The following is a 20,347-nucleotide window of genomic DNA, read 5'->3' as shown; positions in this document are numbered from 1 at the left end:
CTCCTGAGGAACCTTGCTCCTAAGGCACCCGGTACGTCTCCCCGTACACCGCCCACGTCAACGGTGTCTCCAGCTCCAGCTTGCCCTCGCGCAGGAAGCGGCGCTGGGCGGTGTCGACGCGGGACGTGTCGATGTCCGCCTTGCGGGTCCTCATCGCGGCCTTGCGGACGTCGAGGAACGCGCTCAGGTAGGCCTCCTCGGAGCCGCCCTCGGAGGGCGGGTCGGCCTTCTTCATGGCGGCCTCGCGCAGGCCGTAGAAGCTGGTGGCGTCGGTGCCGGGGCCGTGGAAGACCATGGCGTCGTAGTAGATGAACTGGCCCAGCGCGCCCAGGCCGTCGAGCTTGGCCACGCGGACCGCGGGGTCGAAGTAGACGCGGTCGCGTTCGGCGTCCTGGGCCTCGCGGAACGCCTCGACCTTCGCCTCCGCCTTCCACGCCGCGGTGAAGCCGGGGTCCAGGCCCTCGTGCGAGTCCGTGCCGTCGACCTCGCGCAGGGCGGGGAGGTAGCGGGCGAGGCCGTTGTCCGGGTGGTCCTTCGTGTAGCGCTCGACCAGGGTGAGCAGGTCGTGCGTGCCGGTGCAGAAGCCGATGACGCCGGCCGTGTAGCCCTGGCCGTCGCCGATGTCCTCGATGTAGGCGTAGGCGGTGCGCCAGTCGAGGGTGGAGTTCTCGGCGCTGGCCACGATCTGCTGGGCCAGCTCCTTCTTGGCGGGGGCGGCGAGGCCGGGCGGGAGGGCGGCGATGGCCTTGTCGTCGGCCGAACGTTTCTCCTCGGCGCGGCCCTTGGCCGCCTCGCCGTCCTCGCCGACAGCCGACTGCGAGGTGGTGTCGGGCTCCTCCGACGAGCCGGACGAGTCCGAGGGGGACAGGAAGAAGATCCCCGCCGCGATGGCGACGGGTACGGCCGCGAGCAGCGGCACACCGATGCGTCTCACCGGGTCAGCTCCGAGACGCGCACGAGCGTCAGGACCACGAGCAGCGCCAGCAGCGCCAGACAGGCGGCCGCCTGGATCAGATCGCGCCGCGGCCCCCGCGGAGCGTACGCGTAGGCGAGCGCGACCACGCAGCCCGTGAGCAGCCCGCCGAGGTGGCCCTCCCAGGACGTGACCCAGGCCGAGCCGACCAGCCAGATCAGCATGTACGCCATGAAGCGGTTCACGCCGCTCATGTTCGAGCCCGCGCGGCGGGCCAGCACGTAGTAGGCCCCCGCGAGGCCGAAGACCGCCCCCGACGCGCCCAGCGACTCCGTGCCGGGCTCGGCGAGCAGTGCCTCGGCGACGGAGCCCCCGACCGTCGCGAGGAGGTACAGCGCCAGGTAACGGATCCGGCCCAGCGCGGGTTCCACGACCCGGCCCAGCTGCCACAGCGCGAGCATGTTCATCACGATGTGCAGCAGCCCGAAGGTGCCCTCGGTCGGCTCCTGGTGCAGGAAGCCGCTGGTCAGCAGGCGCTCCCACTGCCCGGCGACCAGGCCCACGGCGTGGAAGTCGGACGGGTAGGAGGACTGGTAGACGTAGTGGCCGCCGTCCGGGCCGTCGAGGCCCGCGGTGAGCATCGCGAAACGGTCGACGATCGCCGGGCGGACCAACTCGCCGACGTACGCGAGCACGTTCAGGCCGATCAGGACGTACGTGACCAGCGGCACCGCCGACACCCGCCCGCCGACGATCGTGCGGGCCTGCCGCACCGACTTCGCGCCCTCCTTCACGCACTCCACGCAGTGGTGGCCGACCGCCGCCTCGCGCATGCAGTCCGGGCATATGTACCGGTCACAGCGGGTGCAGCGGACATGGGACTCCACCTTGGGATGGCGGAAGCAGGTGGTGACGGCGGACTCGGTGGCGTCGGGTTCCACGGCCGGCTCCTCGGGAGATGGGACGATCTGTGAGCCGGTGGGGACGGCGGCGATCAAAATAGCCAATGCCCGTGAACAGAGAGACGGTGGGGGAACGAATGGCGGCGATCAGCCTCAGCAAGGTCGAGGAGAAGGCGCCCGCGCTGGTGAGCCTGTACAAGAGCGCCGGGGTCTCGCTGAGCAAGCACGGCCTGGACGGCCTGCGGGCCGCCGTCTACCTCGTCGTCGACTACTCCGGGTCGATGAAGCCGTATTACCAGGACGGCAGTGTGCAGGCGCTCGCCGACCGGGTGCTGGGGCTGTCCGCGCACCTCGACGACGACGGCCGTGTCCCGGTCGTCTTCTTCTCGACGGACGTCGACGCCGAGACCGAGATCGCCCTCGCCGACCACGAGGGGCGTATCGACCGGATCGTGGCCGGGCTCGGCCACATGGGCAAGACCAGCTACCACCTCGCGATGGACGCGGTCATCGACCACTACCTCGACAGCGGCTCCAAGGAACCCGCCCTCGTCGTCTTCCAGACCGACGGCGGCCCGATCAACAAGCTCGCCGCGGAACGGTACTTGTGCAAGGCGGCCCGGCTGCCGCTGTTCTGGCAGTTCATCGGGTTCGGGGACGCGCAGAGCAAGCAGTTCGACTATCTCCGCAAGCTCGACGACCTGTCCGTGCCGGACAAGCGGGTCATCGACAACGCCGGGTTCTTCCATGCCGGTTCGGAGCCGCGGAAGGTGTCCGACGCCGAGCTGTACGACCAGCTGGTCGGCGAGTTCCCGAAGTGGCTGGTGGCCGCGCGGGCGCAGGGGATCATTCCGCCAGGCGCTTGAACTGCGCCTCGGTGAGGGCGAGTTCGAGGGCGCCGGCGTTCTCCGCCAGATGGGCCGGTGACGAGGTCCCCGGGATCGGGAGGACGTTGGGGGAGCGGTGCAGCAGCCAGGCCAGCGCGGTCTGCGAGGGCGTCGCGCCCAGTTCCGCGGCGACCTCGGACAGCGCCTCCTGATCACCCCCGCTGACCGGGAAGTACGGCACGAAGGCGATCCCGCGCCCCGCGGTGTGGTCGATCACCGGGTCGTGGCCGCGCTCGGCCAGGTTGTACACGTTCTGCACGCTCGCGATCGGCACGATGCGCGCGGCCTCCTCGATCTCCGCGACGGACACCTCGGAGAGCCCGATGTGCCGCACCTTGCCCTCCTCCTGGAGCTGCCGGAGCGCGCCGATCTGGTCGGCGAGGGGATAGGCCGGGTCGATGCGGTGCAGGTACAGCAGGTCGAGGCGGTCGGTGCGCAGCCGGCGCAGGCCGAGCTCGGCCTGCTGGCGCAGATAGGCGGGGTGGCCGTGGGTGATCCACTCGGCGGGGCTCGGGCGCAGGACGCCGACCTTCGTCGCGATGACGACGTCGTCGCGGTGCGGCTGGAGGGCTTCGGCGAGCAACTCCTCGTTCGCGCCGAGGGCGTAGGCGTCGGCGGTGTCGAAGAGGTTCACGCCGAGATCGACGGCCTTGCGCAGCAGGGCGATCGACTCCGCGCGGTCGGTGGGCGCGGTCCAGATGGGGGCCGTCATGCCGGAACGCTCGTGCGGGGCGTTCGCCAGTCGCATCGCGCCGTAGCCGATGCGCCGTACCGCGAGGTCGCCGCCGAGTCGGAATACCTGGGTGTTCGTCATGGCTGCGACGCTATGAGCTCACATGGATGTGAGGTTCAAGGGCCTGTGAGGGGGGTCACATGAAGATCGGGGAGCTGGCCGGGGAGACCGGCGTCAGCGTGCGGCTGCTGCGCTACTACGAGGAGCAGGGGCTGCTCGACGCCGGGCGCACCCCGGGCGGGCAGCGGGTGTACGACGCCGGCGCGCCCGTGACCGTACGCCGGATCCGTGCCCTCCTCGACGCCGGGCTGCCCACCCGGGTGATCCGTGAGGTGCTGGACTGCGTGTGCGGCAGCGAGGCCGAGGTCGAGCCCTGCCTGACACCCCTGTTGCTGGAGCAACTCCAGGGCATCGAGGAGCGGATCGCCGATCTGGAGGGCTCACGCCGGTCGCTCACGCGACTGCTCGCCCCGTTGGCTTAGCCGTACGACCGTGCCACCCTGAGGTTGATCCGACGGGAGGCGACGACGTATGGACGGCGCGCGATCGGTGAACGGACGGGCGGGCGGCCGGAGTTCGGGGCCGCCCGGCAGCGGCGAGAAGCTCGCCGACTGGGCGGACGGGCGGCTCGGTCTGTACGGGCTGGCCAAGGCCAACATGCGCAAGCTGTTCCCGGACCATCCGTCCTTCATGCTGGGCGAGATCTGCCTCTACAGCTTCATCGTCATCATCCTGACCGGCATCTATCTCACCCTGTTCTTCGAACCGAGCGGCGTCGAGGTCGTCTACCACGGCCCCTACGAACCCCTCAACGGGGTCGTGATGACCCGGGCGTTCGAGTCCACGCTCGACATCAGCTTCGAGGTGCGCGGCGGGCTGCTGATCCGGCAGATCCACCACTGGGCCGCGCTGGTCTTCGTCACCGGCATGCTCGTGCACATGATGCGGGTGTTCTTCACCGGCGCCTTCCGCAAGCCTCGCGAGGTCAACTGGGTGTTCGGCTGGACCCTGTTGATGCTCGGCATCATCACCGGCCTCACCGGCTACTCGCTCCCCGACGACCTGCTGTCCGGCACCGGCATCCGCTTCGCGCAGGGCGCCATCCTGTCCGTGCCGATCGTCGGCACGTATCTGTCGTTCTTCCTGTTCGGCGGGGAGTTCCCGGGGCACGACATCATCCCGCGGCTGTTCCCCATCCATGTCCTGCTGCTGCCGGGAATCATGCTGGGCCTGGTGACCGCGCATCTGATCCTGGTCTTCTACCACAAGCACACACAGTTCCCGGGGCCCGGCCGCGACGAGAAGACGGTCGTCGGCATGCCGCTGCTGCCCGTCTACACCGCGAAGGCCGGCGGGTTCTTCTTCCTCGTCTTCGGCATGCTGGCGTTCATGGGCGGCATCGCCCAGATCAACCCCGTGTGGGCCTTCGGACCGTACCGCCCCGACCTCGTCACCACCGGTGCCCAGCCCGACTGGTACCTCGGCTTCTCCGAGGGACTGATCCGGGTGATGCCGGGATGGGAGATCAACGCCTGGGGCCACACACTCCAGTTGGGCGTCTTCATCCCCTTCTCGCTGTTCCCGCTGATCCTGGCCGCCATCGGCGCCTATCCGTTCATCGAGGCCTGGATCACCGGCGACAAACGCGAGCACCACATCCTGGACCGGCCGCGCAACGTCCCCGTCCGCACCGGCCTCGGCGTGGCCTGGCTGAGCCTGTACGCGGTGCTGCTGATCGGCGGCGGCAACGACGTCGTGGCCATGCATCTGCATCTGTCCATCAACGCGATCACCTGGTTCGTGCGGATCGCCGTCTTCGTGGTGCCGGTGCTGTCCTTCGTCGTCACCAAACGGGTCTGTCTGGGGCTCCAGCGCCGGGACCGGGACAAGGTGCTGCACGGCAGGGAGTCCGGCATCATCAAGCGGCTGCCGCACGGCGAGTACGTCGAGGTCCACGAGCCGCTCGGGCAGGCGCAGTTGCACACCCTCACCCAGCACGAACAGAACGGCCACTACGAGATCGGCCCGCTCGTCGACACCAACGGCGTCCGCCGCCCGGTCACCGCGTCCATGCGGGTACGGGCGCGGCTGGCGCGGGCGATGTTCGGACCGGAGACGCGGATCCCGAAGCCGACGGTGGAGGAGTACCGGCAGATCACGAGCGGGGATCACCAGCACTGAGGACCACGTTGCGGCACTCCTCGGGGCTGCCCCAGGCCGTGCGCAGGGCGCGGGCCTTGGTCAGCCACAGGGACAGGTCGTACTCCGCCGTGTAGCCGATCGCGCCGTGCAGTTGGAGGGCGGTACGGGCGGTGGCGTACGCCGCCTCGCAGGCCGTGACCTTGGCGGCGGCGACGTCGGCCGGGTCCAGGGTGACGGCGGCGGCGAGAACGAGGGGCCGGGCGAACTCCAACGCGGTCTTCGCGTCGGCCAGTTGGTGCTTGACGGCCTGGAACGAGCCGACGGGGACGCCGAACTGGGTGCGCTGCCTGACGTAGGAGACCGTCCGGTCGAGGAGGGCCAGCCCGACGCCGAGGGCCTGCGCGGCGGTGGTGAGACGGGCCAGGAGGAGGGCTTTCGCCAGGGGTGGCTCGGCGGTGAGAAGGTCGTCGGGGGTGAGGGGTGTCAGCCGTCGGGCCGGGTCGAGGGACGGGCGCACCGGGCCGTGGCCGGTGGCGGCGTGCAGGCCGTCGGGGGTGAGGACGAGACGCAGGTCGGCCGCGTCGCCGTCGAGCGCGTACGGGCCGCCGTACGCCACCGTCGCCAGGGTCTCGCCCGACACGAGCCGCTTGACGAGGTCGGGCGTGGGCAGCAGTACGGCGGCGGCTACGGTCTCGACGAGCGGGCCGGGGACGACATGACGCCCCAACGCCGAGAAGGCCAGGGCGAGTTCGACCGGGCGGACGCCGACACCGTCGTACTCCTCCGGGGCAGCCAGCGCGAACACGCCGGCCGCCGCGAGCCGGCCCCACAGCGCGCGCCCGCTCCCGTGCTCGCCGCGACTCCACTCCCGTACGACGGACGGGGTGTCCGCGCCGGTCAGCATCGCCTCCAACGAGTCGGTGAACGCCCGCTGTTCGTCGTCGAGCGCGAGCCGCATCATCGTCGCCCCTTCGGCAGGCCCAGCAGGCGCTCGGCGATGATGTCCCGCTGGATCTCGTTCGTCCCCGCGTAGATCGGACCGGCCAGCGCGAAGACGTACCGCTCCGCCCACTCCGTGTCCGCCAACTCGCCCTCCGCGCCCAGCAGATCGAGGGCCGTCTCGGTGAGCGCGATGTCGTACTCGGACCAGAAGACCTTGTTCAGGCTGGACTCCGGGCCGAGGGACGCGCCGTCGAGGAAGCGGGAGGCGGCGGCGTAGGTGAACACCTGGTAGGCGCGGGCGCCGATCAGGGCGTCGGCGACCCGGGCCCGCATGCCGTCCGGGCCGCCCTGCGTGCGCCACAGGGCGTGCAGCCGGTCCGCCGCCGCCAGATAGCGGCCGGGGGAGCGGAGCGTGAGCCCGCGTTCGTTGCCCGTCGCCGCCATCGCGATCCGCCAGCCCTGACCCGGTTCCCCGATCACGTCCGCGTCCGGCACGAACACCTCGTCCAGGAACAGCTCGGCGAACGCCGGCTTGCCGTCGAGACGGGCGATCGGACGGACCGTGACACCGGGCGCCCGCAGGTCGAACATCAGGTACGTCAGGCCCTGATGGGGCTTCGCGGCATCCGGATCGCTGCGGAACAGTCCGAAGGCGCGGTCCGCGAACGCGGCCCGGGACGACCACGTCTTCTGGCCGCTCAGCAGCCAACCCCCGTCCGTACGGACCGCCTTGGAGCGCAGTGCCGCCAGATCCGAACCCGCCTCAGGCTCGGACCACGCCTGCGCCCAGACCACCTCACCGCGAGCCATCGGCGGCAGCACCCGCGCCCGCTGCTCCTCGGTGCCGTGGTCGAAGAGCGTCGGTGCGAGCAGGCTGATCCCGTTCTGCCCGACCCGGCCCGGCGCGCCCGCCGCCCAGTACTCCTCCTCGAACAGCAGCCAGCGCACCAGCCCCGCGTCCCGCCCGCCGTACTCCATCGGCCAGTCGACCACCGACCAGCGGTCCGCGGCCAGTTCGGCCTCCCACGCGCGATGGGCCGCGAAGCCCTCCGCCGTCTCCAGGGAGGGCAGCGGAGCGGCCGGGACATGGGCCGCGAGCCACGCCCCGGCCTCCTCCCGGAACGCCTGCTCCCCGGGCGTGAACGCGAGATCCATCGCCGAACCCTCCCGCCACCGACCTTCCCTAACAAGTGTTTGGTAGGTTAGCGTGCCCCCATGACAGGCGTCGAGAGTCCGGTGTACGAGCCGGGGCACGGGCTGCTGAAGGGCCGCACCGCCGTCATCACCGCCGCGGCCGGCGCCGGCATCGGCGGGGCGACCGCGCGGCGCTTCCTGGAGGAGGGCGCCCGTGTGCTCGTCAGCGACGCGCATGTGCGCCGGCTCAAGGAGTACGAGGCCGAGCTGACCCGGGAGTTCCCGGGCGCGGTGACGGCCGTGCCGTGCGATGTCACCGACGAGACGCAGGTGACGGCGTTGTTCGAGGCCGCGGTGCGGGAGCACGGCCGGCTCGACGTCGTCGTCAACAACGCGGGGCTCGGCGGGACGTCGGACCTCGTCGACATGAGCGACGAGCAGTGGGCGCGGGTGCTGGACGTGACGCTGAACGGGACCTTCCGGTGCACGCGGGCGGCGCTGCGGCTCATGAAGGAGACCCGCAGCGGTGTCATCGTCAACAACTCCTCCGTCGTCGGCTGGCGCGCCCAGGCCGGGCAGGCGCACTACGCCGCCGCGAAGGCCGGCGTGATGGCGCTGACCCGGTGCGCGGCGATCGAGGCCGCCGGGTTCGGGGTGCGCGTCAACGCGGTCGCGCCCAGCCTCGCCATGCACCCGCACCTCGTGAAGGTGACGTCGGCGGAGCTCCTGGAGGAGCTGACCGCGCGGGAGGCGTTCGGGCGGTACGCCGAGCCCTGGGAGGTGGCCAACGTGATCGTGTTCCTGGCGTCGGGCTACTCGTCGTACATGACCGGTGAGATCGTCCCCGTCAGCTCCCAGCACCCGTAGGACGACAATGGATCTGTGCCGACCAAGAAGAAGCCCCAGGTGACCGCCGCCCCCGCCCGGCGGCGCGAACTCCTCGACACCGCCGCCGAGGTCTTCGCCGAGCAGGGCTACAACGCCACCACCGTCCGCAAGATCGCGGACCACGCGGGCATGCTCGCGGGCAGCCTCTACTACCACTTCGACTCCAAGGAGTCGATGCTGGAGGAGATCCTGCGGACCTTCCTCGACGAGCTCTGGGCGGGCTACGACACCGTCCTGGAGGCCGAGTCGGGCCCGCGCGAGACCCTCGAAGCCCTCGTCACCGAGTCCTTCCGGGAGATCGACCGGCACCGCGCCGCCGTCGCGATCTACCAGAAGGAGAGCAAGCAGCTCGTCGCGCAGGAGCGGTTCGGCTTCCTCGTCGAGTCGCAGCGCAGGTTCGAGAAGGCGTGGCTGTCCACGCTGGAACGCGGGGTCGCCGCCCGGGTCTTCCGGGCCGACCTCGACATGCGGCTGACGTACCGCTTCGTGCGCGACACCGTCTGGGTCGCCGCGTCCTGGTACCGGCCCGGCGGACAGCACAGCCCGGAGGAGATCGCCCGGCAGTACCTGTCGATGGTGCTGGACGGGATCGCCGTACGCGAGTAACCCATCAAGTGCCCTTTGATCCGAGGGAGTTGTCATGGCCGAGGCCTACATCGTCGAAGCGGTGCGGACGCCTGTCGGGCGGCGCAAGGGAGGACTGAGCGCGGTCCACCCGGCCGACCTGGGGGCGCATGTGCTCAAGGCGCTCGTCGCGCGGGCGGGCGTCGATCCGGCCGCCGTCGAGGACGTCGTCTTCGGATGTCTGGACGCGGTGGGGCCGCAGGCCGGGGACATCGCGCGGACCGCGTGGCTGGCGGCCGGGCTGCCCGAGGAGGTGCCGGGCGTGACCGTGGACCGGCAGTGCGGCTCCTCCCAGCAGGCCGTGCACTTCGCGGCGCAGGGCGTGCTGTCCGGGACGCAGGACCTCGTCGTCGCCGGTGGCGTGCAGAACATGTCGATGATCCCGATCGCCTTCGCGACCCGGCAGGCCGCCGAGCCGCTCGGGCTGACGCAGGGGCCGTTCGCGGGCAGCGAGGGCTGGCAGGCGCGGTACGCGGGCAAGCCGGTGAACCAGTTCGTCGGCGCCGAGATGATCGCCGCGAAGTGGGGGATCAGCCGGCAGGACCAGGAGGAGTTCGCGCTGCGCTCCCATCAGCGGGCGGTCCGGGCGATCGACGAGGGGCGCTTCGCGCGGGAGACCGTGGCGTACGGGGACGTCGACGTCGACGAGGGGCCGCGCCGGGACACCTCGCTGGAGAAGATGGCCGGGCTGAAGCCGGTCGTCGAGGGCGGCACCATCACGGCCGCCTGCTCGTCCCAGGTCTCCGACGGCGCCGCGGCGATGCTGCTGGCCTCCGAACGGGCGGTACGGGAACACGGGTTGCGGCCCCGCGCCCGCGTGCACCACCTGTCCGTCCGCGGCGAGGACCCCATCCGCATGCTCACCGCGCCCATCCCGGCCACCGCCCACGCCCTGAAGAAGACCGGCCTGTCCATCGACGCCATCGACCTCGTCGAGATCAACGAGGCCTTCGCGCCGGTGGTGTTGGCGTGGCTGAAGGAGACGGGCGCCGACCCGGAGAAGGTCAACGTCAACGGTGGCGCGATCGCGCTGGGGCATCCGCTGGGGGCGACGGGCGTGAAGCTGATGACGACGCTGTTGCATGAACTGGAGCGCACGGGTGGGCGGTTCGGGCTTCAGACCATGTGCGAAGGCGGCGGGCAGGCCAACGTGACGATCATCGAGAGGCTCTGAGGCTTCACGGAGTGGCGGGGAGGCCCGAGATGACCTCCTCGGCCTCCTTCATGACCCGCTCCACCAGCTCCGCGCACGACGGCAGGTCGTCGATCACCCCGGCGACCTGCCCCGAGGCCATCACGCCGAGGTCCGTACGCCCGTCCACCATCGCGGACTTGAGCAGCATCGGAGTGTTGGCGGCGAGCAGCACCTGGCTCCAGGTGAGCTCCTTGCCGTGCTTCAGGGCGAGACCGTCGCGCAGCATCCGTCGCCAGGTGAGCCCGGACAGGGCGCGAAAGCCGGCCGCGCTGCGCACCGCGCGCAGCAGCCGCCGCGAACGGCCCGACTGCTCCAGGGAGTCCACCAGGTCCGTGCGGAGCATACGGTGCGGCAGTCCGTCCACCGCGCGGGTCACCGCCACGTCCTTGACGCCGGCCGCGAGATAGCGCTGCTTCACCGCGTCCGGCACCGTCGAGTCCGACGTCAGCAGGAACCGCGTCCCCATCGCCACGCCCGCCGCCCCGTACGCCAGCGCCGCGACCAGCCCGCGCCCGTCGAAGAAGCCGCCCGCCGCGATGACCGGGATGCCGACCGCGTCGACGACCTGGGGGAGCAGCACGGTCGTCGCCACGTCGCCGGTGTGCCCGCCGCCCTCGCCGCCCTGGACGAGTACCGCGTCGGCTCCCCATGCCGCGACCTTCTCGGCATGGCGGCGGGCCCCGACGGACGGGATGACCACGACGTCCGCCGCCTTGAGCGTGGCGATCAGGTCGGGGGAGGGCGCCAGCGCGAACGACGCCACCCGGACGCCCTCGGCGAGCATGATCGACACGCGCTCCCCGGCGTCCGCCGCGTCCGCCCGCAGATTCACGCCGAAAGGTGCGTCCGTGCGGCACTTGACCTCCCGTATCGCGTCCCGCAGCTGGTCGAGTGTCATCGTCGCGGAGGCCAGGATGCCCAGCGCGCCCGCGTTCGCCGTGGCCGACACCAGGCGGGGGCCCGCGACCCAGCCCATGCCGGTCTGCACGATCGGGTGGCGGATGCCGACGAGCCGGGTCAGTGCCGTGTCCATCAGACGGCGACCTCCCGGGTGCGGGCGCCGGCCGGGTCGAGCACCTCGCGGATCAACTTCAGTTCCTGAGCGGTCGGTTCGCGGGTGGACGGCACCTCGGAGGGGAGCGTGAGCGTGAAGCCCGTCGCCTCCGTCACCTGCTCGACCGTCACCCCGGGATGCAGCGAGGCCAGCCGCATCGAGTGGTCCGGCGTCGCGAAGTCGAAGACGCCGAGATCGGAGACGACCCGCGGGACGCGGTGATGACGCGCGCCGGCGGCATGGTCGTACCCCACCCCGCACACCATGTCGACCTTCTCCACGAACACCCGCCGGGAGTGCTTCGGCACCCAGTAACTCGTCGGGTTGTTCAGGGTGTTGACCGGCGCGCCCCGCACCCCCAGCAACTGCCGTTTGGGGCGCTCCCAGTCGCCGATGCAGGAGATGTTCTGGTTGCCGTACCGGTCGATCTGGCTGGCCCCCATCATCACGTGCCTTCGGCCGCCAGTGACCAGGGTCAGATGCTGCCGGTACGGCAACCAGCCCTCGACAGTGCCCTCGGGGTCCACGATCATCGCCTCGCCGTCGGTGAGCAGCAGGTCCGGTGCGAAGGTGAGGCGGGCCAGCCGGGCGCCCACGGAGGGGATCAGGCCCATGGGGCTCGCCAGGATCTCGCCGGCGTCGCGCCAGGCCTCGGCGCAGGCGATCACACAGTACTCGGCGCGGGTCGCGGTCATGTCGTCCTCCCGGCGAGGTATTCCGCGGCGAACTCCGGCCAGGGGGTGGTCGCGTACGCGCGCTGGGCGTCCTCGTCGCGGCCGTAGTCGGGTGCGCAGGACGTGAAGTGCGCGCCGCCCGGCGCCTCGACGACTCCGCTCACCACGTTTCGTTTGAGCAGCAACGACTGGGGTGGTCCCTCCTTCGCGAACTCGGCCGTCTCGACGATCCGTTCGCAGGAGACGTACGCCGCGTCGGCCGCCTCGCAGAAGAGGTCGTCGAAGTAGGGGTCCGGGCCCAGGTACTGCCCGTTGCCCTGCCGGTCGGCGCGGTTGACGTGCACGAGGGCCGCGTCGAGCCGCAGGGCGGGCACGGCGACGAACGTCTCTCCGTCCTCGTACGGCGAAGTCACCGTCCGCAGGCCGGGGTTGACCCGCATGACATCCGAGCCGAGACCGGCCCGCACCGGCAGGAACGGCAGCCGGTTGGCGGCCGCGTGCAGTCCCCACATGAACATCGCCTCGTCGATCTCGGTCAGTGCGAAGGCGCCGCTCTCGCGGGCGGCCCGGTAGTGGGGTTCGAGGGGGATGGAGTCGAGGGTGACGAAGGGGGCGACGAGTGCGCGCAGGCGTCCGGCGGCGGCGAGCATGCCGACGTCCGGGCCGCCGTAGGAGACGACCGTGAGATCGGTGATGCCGGTGCGCAGCAGGGCTCTGACCAGCTCCATCGGCTTGCGGCGGGAACCCCAGCCGCCGATGCCCAGGGTCATGCCGCTCTCCAGCCGGGAGACGGCCTCGTCGGCGGTCATGGTCTTGTCGGTCACCTAGGAATCACCCTTCCCGAACCTGCTCCGCACCCGGTCCGCGACCCCGCTCACGCTCGCCTCGAACGTGAACCCCTGCTCGAAGCGGTAGCTGCGGCGGACGTCGACCGGGTCGATGCCGTTGATGGCGGCCTTGGCGAGGCGCAGCAGTTCCCCGTCCTTCGCGGCGATATCCCGCGCCAACTCCAGGGCCGTGTCGAGCAGTTCCGCGCGCGGCACGACCGCCCACACCGACCCGTGCGCGTGCAGCTCGGCCGCGGTGACGGTGCCCGAGGTGAAGTACAGGGCACGCATCAGGTGTTGGGGGACCAGCCGGGCCAGATGGGTGGCGGCGCCCAGGGCTCCGCGGTCCAGCTCGGGCAGCCCGAAGGTGGCGTCCTCGCTCGCCACGACCACGTCCGCGTTCCCGACCAGCCCGATGCCGCCGCCCAGGCAGAAGCCCTGCACGGCCGCGACCACCGGGACCTCGCACTCGTACACCGCCGAAAAGGCCTCGAAGCACCCGCGGTTGACCCCGACCAGTGCGTCCGGGCCCCGCGCCTGGAGCTCCTTGATGTCGACGCCCGCGTTGAACCCCCGCCCCTCGGCGGCCAGCACCACACAGCGCGTCCCCGGGTCACGGCCGGCGGCGCGCACGGCGTCGGCCAGCGCGTACCAGCCGTCCACCGGAAGGGCGTTCACCGGCGGGAAGTCGACCGTGACGACGCAGATCCCGTCTGTTCGGATCCCTTTTTCCTCGGCTGAGGTGGAGACACCCATGGAAGCATCAGCTACCTTTCCACCAAACGTTTGTTAGGTGGAGGGTAGCGGCGAATGGAGCTGAAGGGGAGGGTCGCCGTCGTCACGGGAGGAACCCGGGGCGTGGGCGCCGGGATCGCGCGCTCCTTCGCGGCGGCGGGCGCCGAGGTCGTGGTCTGCGCTCGCCGTCCGCCCGAAGTCCCTGTGAGAGGCGTGGAGTTCATGGCCCTCGACGTCCGCGACCGGGACGCCGTAGCCGCCCTCTTCGCCGCCCTGCCCCGCGTCGACGTGCTCGTCAACAACGCGGGCGGCGGCCCCTACCGGCTGCTCGCCGACGCGGACGCGGCACGGCACGCGCGCGTGATCGAGCTCAACCTCCTTGCCCCGCTGACGGTTTCCCTCGCCGCCTACGACCACCTCCGGCGCGCGAAGGGCTCCGTCGTCATGGTGGGCAGCGTCAGCGGCGGCCGCCCCTCGCCCGGATCGGCGGCGTACGGGGCGGCGAAGGCCGGGCTGGAGAACCTCGCCCGCTCGATGGCGGTGGAGTGGGCGCCGGACGTCCGCGTCAACACCCTGGTCGTCGGCATGGTCCGCACCGAACTCGCCCACCTGCACTACGGCGACGAGCGGGGGGTCGGGGCGGTCTCGCGCACGGTTCCGCTCGGGCGGCTCGCCGAGCCGGCCGACGTCGGCGCCGCGGCCGTGTTCCTCGCCTCGGACGCTGCCGCGTACATCAGCGGGGCCTCACTTCAGGTGCACGGGGGCGGGGAGCGGCCGTTGTTCCTGGACGCCGCAACTGCCCACAGGGAGACGTGATCTACCCCCGGTGAGACGTGAACGGTTCATGAGGAGGCGTGAGATGAGCGGAATCTGCGACGGCCGCGTCGTCGTCGTCACCGGCGCGGGGCGGGGACTGGGCCGCGCCCACGCGCTGGCCTTCGCGGCGGCGGGGGCGCGGGTCGTGGTCAACGACCTCGGCGTGGGGCTCGACGGCACGCCCGGCGCCGACAGCCCGGCGGCCCAGGTCGTGGCGGAGATCCGTGCGGCGGGCGGCGAGGCGGTGGCGCACGGCGGCGACATCGCGACGACCGAAGGCGCGCGGAGCCTGATTGCCGCCGCGCTGGAGACGTACGGCCGCCTCGACACCCTCGTCAACAACGCCGGTTTCCTGCGCGACCGGATGCTGGTGAACCTCGACGAGGACGACTGGGACGCGGTGCTGCGGGTCCACCTGAAAGGCCACTTCCTCCCGCTGAAGCACGCGGCGGCGCACTGGAGGAGCGAGGCGAAGGCGGGTCGTACGCCGGTGGCCCGGGTCGTCAACACCAGCAGCGGAGCAGGGCTGTCGGGATCGCTCGGGCAGGGCAACTACAGCGCCGCGAAGGCCGGGATCGTCGGGCTGACGCTGGTCGCCGCCGCCGAACTCGCCCGCTACGGCGTCCAGGTGAACGCGATCGCGCCCGCGGCCCGGACCCGGATGACGGCACGGACCTTCGCCGAGACGATGGCGGTGCCCACGGCCGGGTTCGACGCGATGGCCCCGGAGAACGTCTCGCCGCTCGTGGTCTGGCTGGGCTCGGCGGCGAGTGAGGGCGTCACCGGGCGGGTCTTCGAGACGGAGGGCGGCCGGGTGGCCGTCATGGAGGGCTGGCGGGCAGGCCCGAGCGCCGACAAGGGGGCGCGCTGGGAGCCGGACGAAGTCGGGGACGCCGTACGGAAGTTGCTGGCGCGGGCCGAGCCGCCGGGGGCGGTCCACGGGACGACGTAGGAAGTCCTACTCGGCGAGGCGTGCTGCCGCCTCCCGCTGGTGCTCCGTCATCACGTCCAGGAAACGGATCACCGTCTCCAGCTCCTCCGTGGTGAACCCCTCGCACTTCTTCGCGATCTCGACCGCGTAGTCCTCGAAGAACTCGAAGAGTTCCGCGAGCTTCTCGCGGTTCAGCTCGACGAGCACCCGGCGCTTGTCCGTGGGGTGCTTGACCCGGCGCACGATGCCCTTGGCCTCGAGCCGGTCGACCAGGCCGGTCACGGAGGCGGGGGCCAGCCGGGTCAGTTCGGCGAGCTCCTTCGCGGTGAGCGGGCCGTGCCGCTCCAGGAAGTCGAGGGCCTTCGTCTCTGTGGGGTTCAGGCCCTGCCGGGCGGCGACCGCAGCGTGGAACATCACCGTGGCCCCACTGTTCTCCCGGCCGGCCGTGAAGAGGCGCAGCAGGGTGTCGGCGCGTCGCTGGTCGTCGCTGGGGACGGCCCGCTCCAGATTCGGGACGGGGCCGTTCGAGGTGGGCCCGCTCGCCGTGTCGCTGCTCATGGCGCCAGGCTAGCAAAAAGTTCGTTCGGTCGAACTAACTACTTGCGATCAAGGTGGTGCCGATGAAAGTCTTTCGTTCGGTCGAACGAAATAAATAGCCGATGGGGGACCCCGCCATGACGACCACAAGCCTCACCACCGCCACACCACCCGCCACCGCCGAGCCGCCGCACCCCCGCCGCTGGGCCGCCGCGACGGTCATGATGATCGCCGCCCTGATGGACCTGCTCGACGTGACGATCGTGAACGTCGCGATCCCGTCCATCGGCCGGGACCTGCGCGCCACACCCACCGATCTGCAATGGCTGATCTCCGCCTACCTGCTCGGCTTCGCGGCCACGCTGATCGTCTCCGGCCACCTCGGGGACCGCTTCGGCCGCCGGGGCCTCTTCCTCGCCGGCACCGCCGGGTTCGGACTCGCCAGTCTCGGCTGCGGGATCGCCCAGACGCCCGGGCAGCTGATCGCCGCGCGCGCCGTGCAGGGCGTGATGGCGGCCGTCCTGATGCCGCAGGTGCTCGGCTCGTTCCGGACGCTGTTCCACGGCAAGGAACGCGGCGCCGCTTTCGGGATGTACGGCTCGGTGGCCGGGTTCGCCTCGGCGGTCGGCCTGCTGCTGGGCGGGCTGCTGACCGACGCCGACCTGTTCGGGCTGGGCTGGCGGTCGGTGTTCCTCGTCAACGTGCCGATCGCGATCGGGACGCTCGTGGCGGGCCTGCTGCTGGTGCCGTCGACCAAGGAGCGGTCGGCCGGGCGACCCGACGCGCTGGGCAGCGTCGTGCTGGCGGGCGGGCTCCTCGCCATCGCGCTGCCGCTGGTGCAGGGGCGCGAGAACGGGTGGCCGCTGTGGGGCTGGTTGTGCCTAGCCGCCGGGGTCTGCGCGGTCGTCGGGCTCGCCCTGTTCGAGGCGCGACGGCGCCGGGCGGGGACGACACCGCTGCTGCCGGCGCGCGCGTTCCGCTCGCCCGCCTTCTCCGTGGGGGTCGTGGTCCAACTGCTGTGCTCGGTCGGGATGCAGGGCTTCTTCCTGGTCTTCATCGTCTGGCTCCAGGGCGGCCAGGGCTACTCGCCCCTGCAGGCCGGGGTCGTCGCCGTCGCCTACTCGGCCGGGGCGTTCCTGACCGCGCCCGTCGCCGACACGCTCGCCACGAAGTACGGGCGCTGGGTCCTCGGCGCCGGAGCGCTGCTGATGGCGGCCGGCTTCGCCTGGGTGTGGGCGGCGGTCACCGGCGCCGCCGACACCCACACCGGCGCGTGGCCGCTGGTGCCGGGCCTCGTCGTCGCGGGCGCCGGGCTCGGCTTCCTCGTCGTACCGCTGGTGAACGTGGTGCTGTCCGCGGTGCCGGGGGAGCTGGCCGGCGGAGCCTCCGGCATCCTCTCCACGGCCCAGCAGTTCGGCGGCGCACTCGGCGCGGCGATCATCGGCACGGTCTTCTTCGCCCACACCGACGACGGCCTCACCCGCGCGCTCACCACCGCGATGCCCTGGGTGACCGGCGGATTCGTGGCCTGCGCGCTGCTGTGCGCGGCGCTGCCCCGCAAGGCCGTGAGCGAGTACGAGGGCTGAGGCGCCGGACGTACGAAGGTTCCCGGAGGTCCGCCTCCGGGAACCTCTACCTGTCCCTGGAGGTCCACCCCCGGGAACCTCTACGTATCGCACTCCAACACCGTCCGGCACACCCCGCACCGCGCCCGCATCCGCCCCCGCACCGGCACCCGGATCTTCTGGTGGCAGGTCGGGCACGGAAACGACACCCGCAGCTGCCCGCCCCCGTCCGGACTGAACGCGTACGGCACCCCCGCCGGCGAGGCCGCCGCCTGCCTGCGCTCCCGCGCGTACCGCCGTCGCCCCGCCCACCCCGCCGCGGTCAGCGGGGGCTGCTGCTCGTCCTCCCGCGCCCGCGCCATCCCCTTCACATACGCGGTGTAGGCCTGCGGACTGGTGAACCACACCGACGGGTCCTCCCCGAACACCAGCGACCGCTTGGCGAGGACGTACCCGAACTCCTCCGGCGTCAGATACCCCAGCTTCTGCGAGGACGCGGAGTCCTCCCGGTACGCGTCCAGCAGCAGCCACCCGGCACCCAGGTAGGTCGCCGCCGTGTCCGTGAGGATCTCGTTGTCCCGGGTCCCCGGGAAGGACAGTCCGAGGCGGTGCAGATACACATGCATCACCTCGTGCGCGAGCGCCGCCCCGATGTCCCGCCGATGGGCCCGGAACCGGTCGTTGAGTTCCACGAAGTACTCGGGCCCGGCGGCGAGTTCGACGTTCGCCGCATGCGTCATCGCACGGAAGCCGACGATCATCCGCGCATCCGGGAGCCGGTAGTGCCGCACCATCTCGCGCGCCACCCGCTGCGCCCCCAGATGGAGGTCGTCGGTGTCGCAGAACGCCACATCCGCCGGGGCCACACTGGTCGCGAAGGTCTGGACGGTGTCGTACGACAGCCGTTTCCACAGCGCGGTGATCGCGGCCCGCACCGTCTCCAGATGCGGATAGCCGTGCTCGACCGGTCCGTCGTTCGCCACGCCCATACCCCCAAGACGCCGAGAACCCGTTTCCACTCTACGAGGTCATCGGCTGCGGACGTACGGCGCCGAAGCCGCCCGCTCCAGCTCCAGGACCCACACGTCATTCAGACCGTCCCGCAGTACCGGCCCGGGCACGTACAGCGACCGCTGCGGGCCCACCGACCAGTACCGGCCGAGGTTGAAGCCGTTGATCCACACGAAGCCGCGGGTCCAGCCCGGCAGTTCCAGCAGCGCGTCCCCGGCGCCGCGCACGTCGAGGGTGCCCCGGTAGAGGCCGGGTGCGCCGTCCTCGGGAAGAGCGTGCAGCCGTACGTCCTCGACGTCGTCCAGCGCGTCCAGCCGCAGCCCCCGCGCGCGTACCCCGTGCAGAAACTGCCGCTCGTGCAGCAGCCCGCCGGTGATCCCCTTGGGCTCCCCGGTGCGCGGCCCGTAGTTGACCCGCCCCAGCGACTCCACCCACAGCTCCACGCGCGCGTGCCCGGCGACCGGCTCCTTCAGCCGCTCGTCCGCCTCCGTCAGCACCCCGGCCCGTTCCCCGTCGACGTACACGACCGCCAGATCACGCAGCCCGCGCGCCAGGAACGGGTAGGGCTGCCGCGGCCCCGGCACGGTCACCTCGTAGCGCACCAGCCCGCGGTCCACGTCGAGTTCCTCGAAGGTCGGCGGAACGGGGGAGGTGACGACCGGCCCGCCCCGCGCCTCCAGCACGTCCGGCAGGGAAGCCCACCCCGTGAGCCTGGCCTCCGCTCCTTCCGCCAACTGCGGGGGCGGCGGCGGAAGTTCGGGCAGCGGTCCGTCCGCGTACGGGGCCAACACCTCACGGAAGCGCCAGAACTTCTCCGTCGGGTGCCCGAACTCGTCGATCGGGGCGTCGTAGTCGTACGACGTCACATCCGGCTCCAGCACCCCGTCGTGCAGATCGCCGCCGCCCCGGTTCGCCCCCGCCCAGCCCGCGAAGCTCGTCCCGCCGTGCGCCATGTACAGGTTCACCGACGCACCGCACTCCAGGATCTCCCGCAGCGCCGCCGCCGCGTCCGCCGGATCCCGTACGACATGATCGGCGCCCCAGTGGTCGAACCAGCCGCACCAGAACTCCATGCACATCAACGGTCCTTCGGCGCGGTGCCGGCGCAGGGCCGCGAAGGCCTCGTGGGCCTGGGAGCCGAAGTTGACCGTGGTCAGCACGCCGGGCAGCGAGCCGCCGGTCAGCATGTGGTCCTCGGGGCCGTCCGAGGTGAACAGCGGGACGCTGACGCCCTGGGCGCGCAGCAGCTGCGCCAGCCACCGCAGGTACTCCGCGTCCGAGCCGTAGCTGCCGTACTCGTTCTCCACCTGCACCATGAGCACCGGACCGCCCCGGTCGACCTGCCGCGACACGACCTCGGGCAGCACCTGGCCGAACCACCGCTCCACCTGCCGCAGATACACCGCGTCACTCGTCCGCGCCCGCCCCGCCAGCCAGTGCGGCAGCCCGCCGTTCTCCCACTCGGCGCAGATGTACGGGCCGGGCCGCACGATCGCCCACAGACCCGCCGCCCGCGCCGCGTCCAGGAACCGGCCCAGGGCCGCCACGTCCTCGTACATCCCCGGCCGCGGCTCGTGCAGATTCCACGGGACGTACGTCTCCACACAGTTCAGGCCCATCGCCCGCAGCATCGCCAGCCGGTGCCCCCACTGCGCCTCGTGCACCCGGAAGTAGTGCAGCGCGCCGGACAGCAGCCGCACCGGCCGTCCGTCCAGCAGAAACTCCTCGTCCCCCACCGCGAACTCGCTCATGCGCCCCACCCTCACCCCTGGTGCCGATCACCGTCCATGGACAAAGATCGACGGGACTTGGACCGAAGAGCGACGGGACTTGGACC

Annotated in this window: 21 protein-coding genes; 9 read left to right on the top strand and 12 right to left on the bottom strand. The window is 71.5% G+C overall.

What is annotated here, in order from left to right; translation table 11 throughout:
- Positions 1 to 19 precede the first annotated feature (19 nt).
- Both CRP56_RS11080 and CRP56_RS11075 read right to left on the bottom strand, forming a co-directional pair.
- Complete coding sequence (locus tag CRP56_RS11080; RefSeq protein ID WP_097262768.1) at positions 20 to 934, bottom strand: chitosanase; 915 nt, start codon at positions 932 to 934, stop codon at positions 20 to 22.
- Positions 931 to 1,854 carry a rhomboid family intramembrane serine protease gene (locus CRP56_RS11075; protein ID WP_097262766.1) on the bottom strand — a complete coding sequence of 308 codons (924 nt, stop codon included), beginning with the start codon at positions 1,852 to 1,854 and terminating at the stop codon, positions 931 to 933. The genes CRP56_RS11080 and CRP56_RS11075 overlap by 4 nt, the downstream gene beginning before the upstream one ends.
- 98 nt (positions 1,855 to 1,952) lie before the next feature.
- Here CRP56_RS11075 and CRP56_RS11070 point away from each other — a divergent pair, with 98 nt between their 5' ends.
- Positions 1,953 to 2,681, top strand: a complete 729-nt coding sequence (locus CRP56_RS11070; RefSeq protein WP_097262764.1) for a vWA domain-containing protein — start codon at positions 1,953 to 1,955, stop codon at positions 2,679 to 2,681.
- On the opposite strand, the gene CRP56_RS11065 is transcribed toward CRP56_RS11070, so the two are convergent.
- The gene (locus CRP56_RS11065) at positions 2,662 to 3,516 is read right to left on the bottom strand and encodes an aldo/keto reductase (protein ID WP_097262762.1); all 855 of its coding nucleotides are present in this window, start codon (positions 3,514 to 3,516) and stop codon (positions 2,662 to 2,664) included. The genes CRP56_RS11070 and CRP56_RS11065 overlap by 20 nt on opposite strands.
- Before the next feature lie 59 nt (positions 3,517 to 3,575).
- Between CRP56_RS11065 and CRP56_RS11060 the strand changes: the two genes are divergently transcribed.
- Positions 3,576 to 3,917 carry a MerR family transcriptional regulator gene (locus CRP56_RS11060; RefSeq protein WP_097262760.1) on the top strand — a complete coding sequence of 114 codons (342 nt, stop codon included), beginning with the start codon at positions 3,576 to 3,578 and terminating at the stop codon, positions 3,915 to 3,917.
- A gap of 49 nt (positions 3,918 to 3,966) precedes the next feature.
- Positions 3,967 to 5,616: a cytochrome bc1 complex cytochrome b subunit gene (gene qcrB / locus CRP56_RS11055; RefSeq protein WP_097262757.1), complete on the top strand. Its 1,650-nt coding sequence runs from the start codon at positions 3,967 to 3,969 to the stop codon at positions 5,614 to 5,616.
- On the opposite strand, the gene CRP56_RS11050 is transcribed toward qcrB, so the two are convergent.
- Positions 5,591 to 6,535, bottom strand: a complete 945-nt coding sequence (locus CRP56_RS11050) for an acyl-CoA dehydrogenase family protein (protein WP_097262756.1) — start codon at positions 6,533 to 6,535, stop codon at positions 5,591 to 5,593. The two genes, qcrB and CRP56_RS11050, sit on opposite strands and share 26 nt — an antisense overlap.
- Complete coding sequence (locus CRP56_RS11045; protein WP_097262753.1) at positions 6,535 to 7,674, bottom strand: acyl-CoA dehydrogenase family protein; 1,140 nt, start codon at positions 7,672 to 7,674, stop codon at positions 6,535 to 6,537. The genes CRP56_RS11050 and CRP56_RS11045 overlap by 1 nt, the downstream gene beginning before the upstream one ends.
- A 60-nt stretch (positions 7,675 to 7,734) precedes the next feature.
- Here CRP56_RS11045 and CRP56_RS11040 point away from each other — a divergent pair, with 60 nt between their 5' ends.
- Genes CRP56_RS11040 through CRP56_RS11030 form a run of 3 tightly spaced genes read left to right on the top strand, consistent with a single transcriptional unit; the run spans position 7,735 to position 10,339 of the window.
- Positions 7,735 to 8,520, top strand: coding sequence for an SDR family oxidoreductase (locus tag CRP56_RS11040; RefSeq protein WP_097262751.1), 786 nt, complete (start codon positions 7,735 to 7,737; stop codon positions 8,518 to 8,520).
- A 15-nt stretch (positions 8,521 to 8,535) separates the two neighbouring features.
- Positions 8,536 to 9,147 (top strand): TetR/AcrR family transcriptional regulator, encoded by a 612-nt coding sequence (locus CRP56_RS11035; RefSeq protein ID WP_097262748.1) that lies wholly within the window; start codon positions 8,536 to 8,538, stop codon positions 9,145 to 9,147.
- Between the two features lie 34 nt (positions 9,148 to 9,181).
- Positions 9,182 to 10,339 (top strand): acetyl-CoA C-acetyltransferase, encoded by a 1,158-nt coding sequence (locus CRP56_RS11030; protein WP_097262746.1) that lies wholly within the window; start codon positions 9,182 to 9,184, stop codon positions 10,337 to 10,339.
- Between the two features lie 4 nt (positions 10,340 to 10,343).
- On the opposite strand, the gene CRP56_RS11025 is transcribed toward CRP56_RS11030, so the two are convergent.
- From CRP56_RS11025 to CRP56_RS11010, 4 genes are read right to left on the bottom strand one after another with little or no spacing between them, the layout of a single operon-like run.
- Positions 10,344 to 11,393, bottom strand: coding sequence for an NAD(P)H-dependent flavin oxidoreductase (locus CRP56_RS11025; protein ID WP_097262745.1), 1,050 nt, complete (start codon positions 11,391 to 11,393; stop codon positions 10,344 to 10,346).
- Complete coding sequence (locus CRP56_RS11020) at positions 11,393 to 12,109, bottom strand: CoA-transferase subunit beta (protein WP_097262742.1); 717 nt, start codon at positions 12,107 to 12,109, stop codon at positions 11,393 to 11,395. Before CRP56_RS11020 ends, CRP56_RS11025 begins: the two co-directional genes overlap by 1 nt.
- Positions 12,106 to 12,912 (bottom strand): CoA transferase subunit A, encoded by an 807-nt coding sequence (locus CRP56_RS11015; RefSeq protein WP_097262740.1) that lies wholly within the window; start codon positions 12,910 to 12,912, stop codon positions 12,106 to 12,108. The genes CRP56_RS11020 and CRP56_RS11015 overlap by 4 nt, the downstream gene beginning before the upstream one ends.
- Complete coding sequence (locus tag CRP56_RS11010; RefSeq protein WP_097262738.1) at positions 12,913 to 13,671, bottom strand: enoyl-CoA hydratase family protein; 759 nt, start codon at positions 13,669 to 13,671, stop codon at positions 12,913 to 12,915.
- Between the two features lie 54 nt (positions 13,672 to 13,725).
- On the opposite strand from CRP56_RS11010, the gene CRP56_RS11005 reads away from it, so the two are divergent.
- Complete coding sequence (locus CRP56_RS11005; RefSeq protein ID WP_097262736.1) at positions 13,726 to 14,466, top strand: SDR family oxidoreductase; 741 nt, start codon at positions 13,726 to 13,728, stop codon at positions 14,464 to 14,466.
- A 43-nt stretch (positions 14,467 to 14,509) separates the two neighbouring features.
- Positions 14,510 to 15,418, top strand: a complete 909-nt coding sequence (locus CRP56_RS11000) for an SDR family oxidoreductase (RefSeq protein ID WP_097262734.1) — start codon at positions 14,510 to 14,512, stop codon at positions 15,416 to 15,418.
- A gap of 6 nt (positions 15,419 to 15,424) precedes the next feature.
- Here CRP56_RS11000 and CRP56_RS10995 read toward each other — a convergent pair whose 3' ends face one another.
- Positions 15,425 to 15,955: a MarR family winged helix-turn-helix transcriptional regulator gene (locus CRP56_RS10995; RefSeq protein WP_097262732.1), complete on the bottom strand. Its 531-nt coding sequence runs from the start codon at positions 15,953 to 15,955 to the stop codon at positions 15,425 to 15,427.
- Positions 15,956 to 16,071: 116 nt separating this feature from the next.
- Between CRP56_RS10995 and CRP56_RS10990 the strand changes: the two genes are divergently transcribed.
- Positions 16,072 to 17,520, top strand: coding sequence for an MFS transporter (locus CRP56_RS10990; protein WP_097273923.1), 1,449 nt, complete (start codon positions 16,072 to 16,074; stop codon positions 17,518 to 17,520).
- 80 nt (positions 17,521 to 17,600) lie between these two features.
- Here CRP56_RS10990 and CRP56_RS10985 read toward each other — a convergent pair whose 3' ends face one another.
- The gene (locus tag CRP56_RS10985) at positions 17,601 to 18,482 is read right to left on the bottom strand and encodes a hypothetical protein (protein WP_097273921.1); all 882 of its coding nucleotides are present in this window, start codon (positions 18,480 to 18,482) and stop codon (positions 17,601 to 17,603) included.
- A gap of 45 nt (positions 18,483 to 18,527) precedes the next feature.
- Complete coding sequence (locus tag CRP56_RS10980; RefSeq protein WP_097262730.1) at positions 18,528 to 20,261, bottom strand: glycoside hydrolase family 35 protein; 1,734 nt, start codon at positions 20,259 to 20,261, stop codon at positions 18,528 to 18,530.
- Positions 20,262 to 20,347 lie beyond the last annotated feature (86 nt).

Origin of the sequence: Streptomyces sp. TLI_55, from assembly GCF_900206255.1 — a bacterium.
Classification (GTDB): Bacteria; Actinomycetota; Actinomycetes; order Streptomycetales; family Streptomycetaceae; genus Streptomyces; species Streptomyces aquilus.
This window is presented reverse-complemented; position numbering and strand designations above follow the sequence as displayed.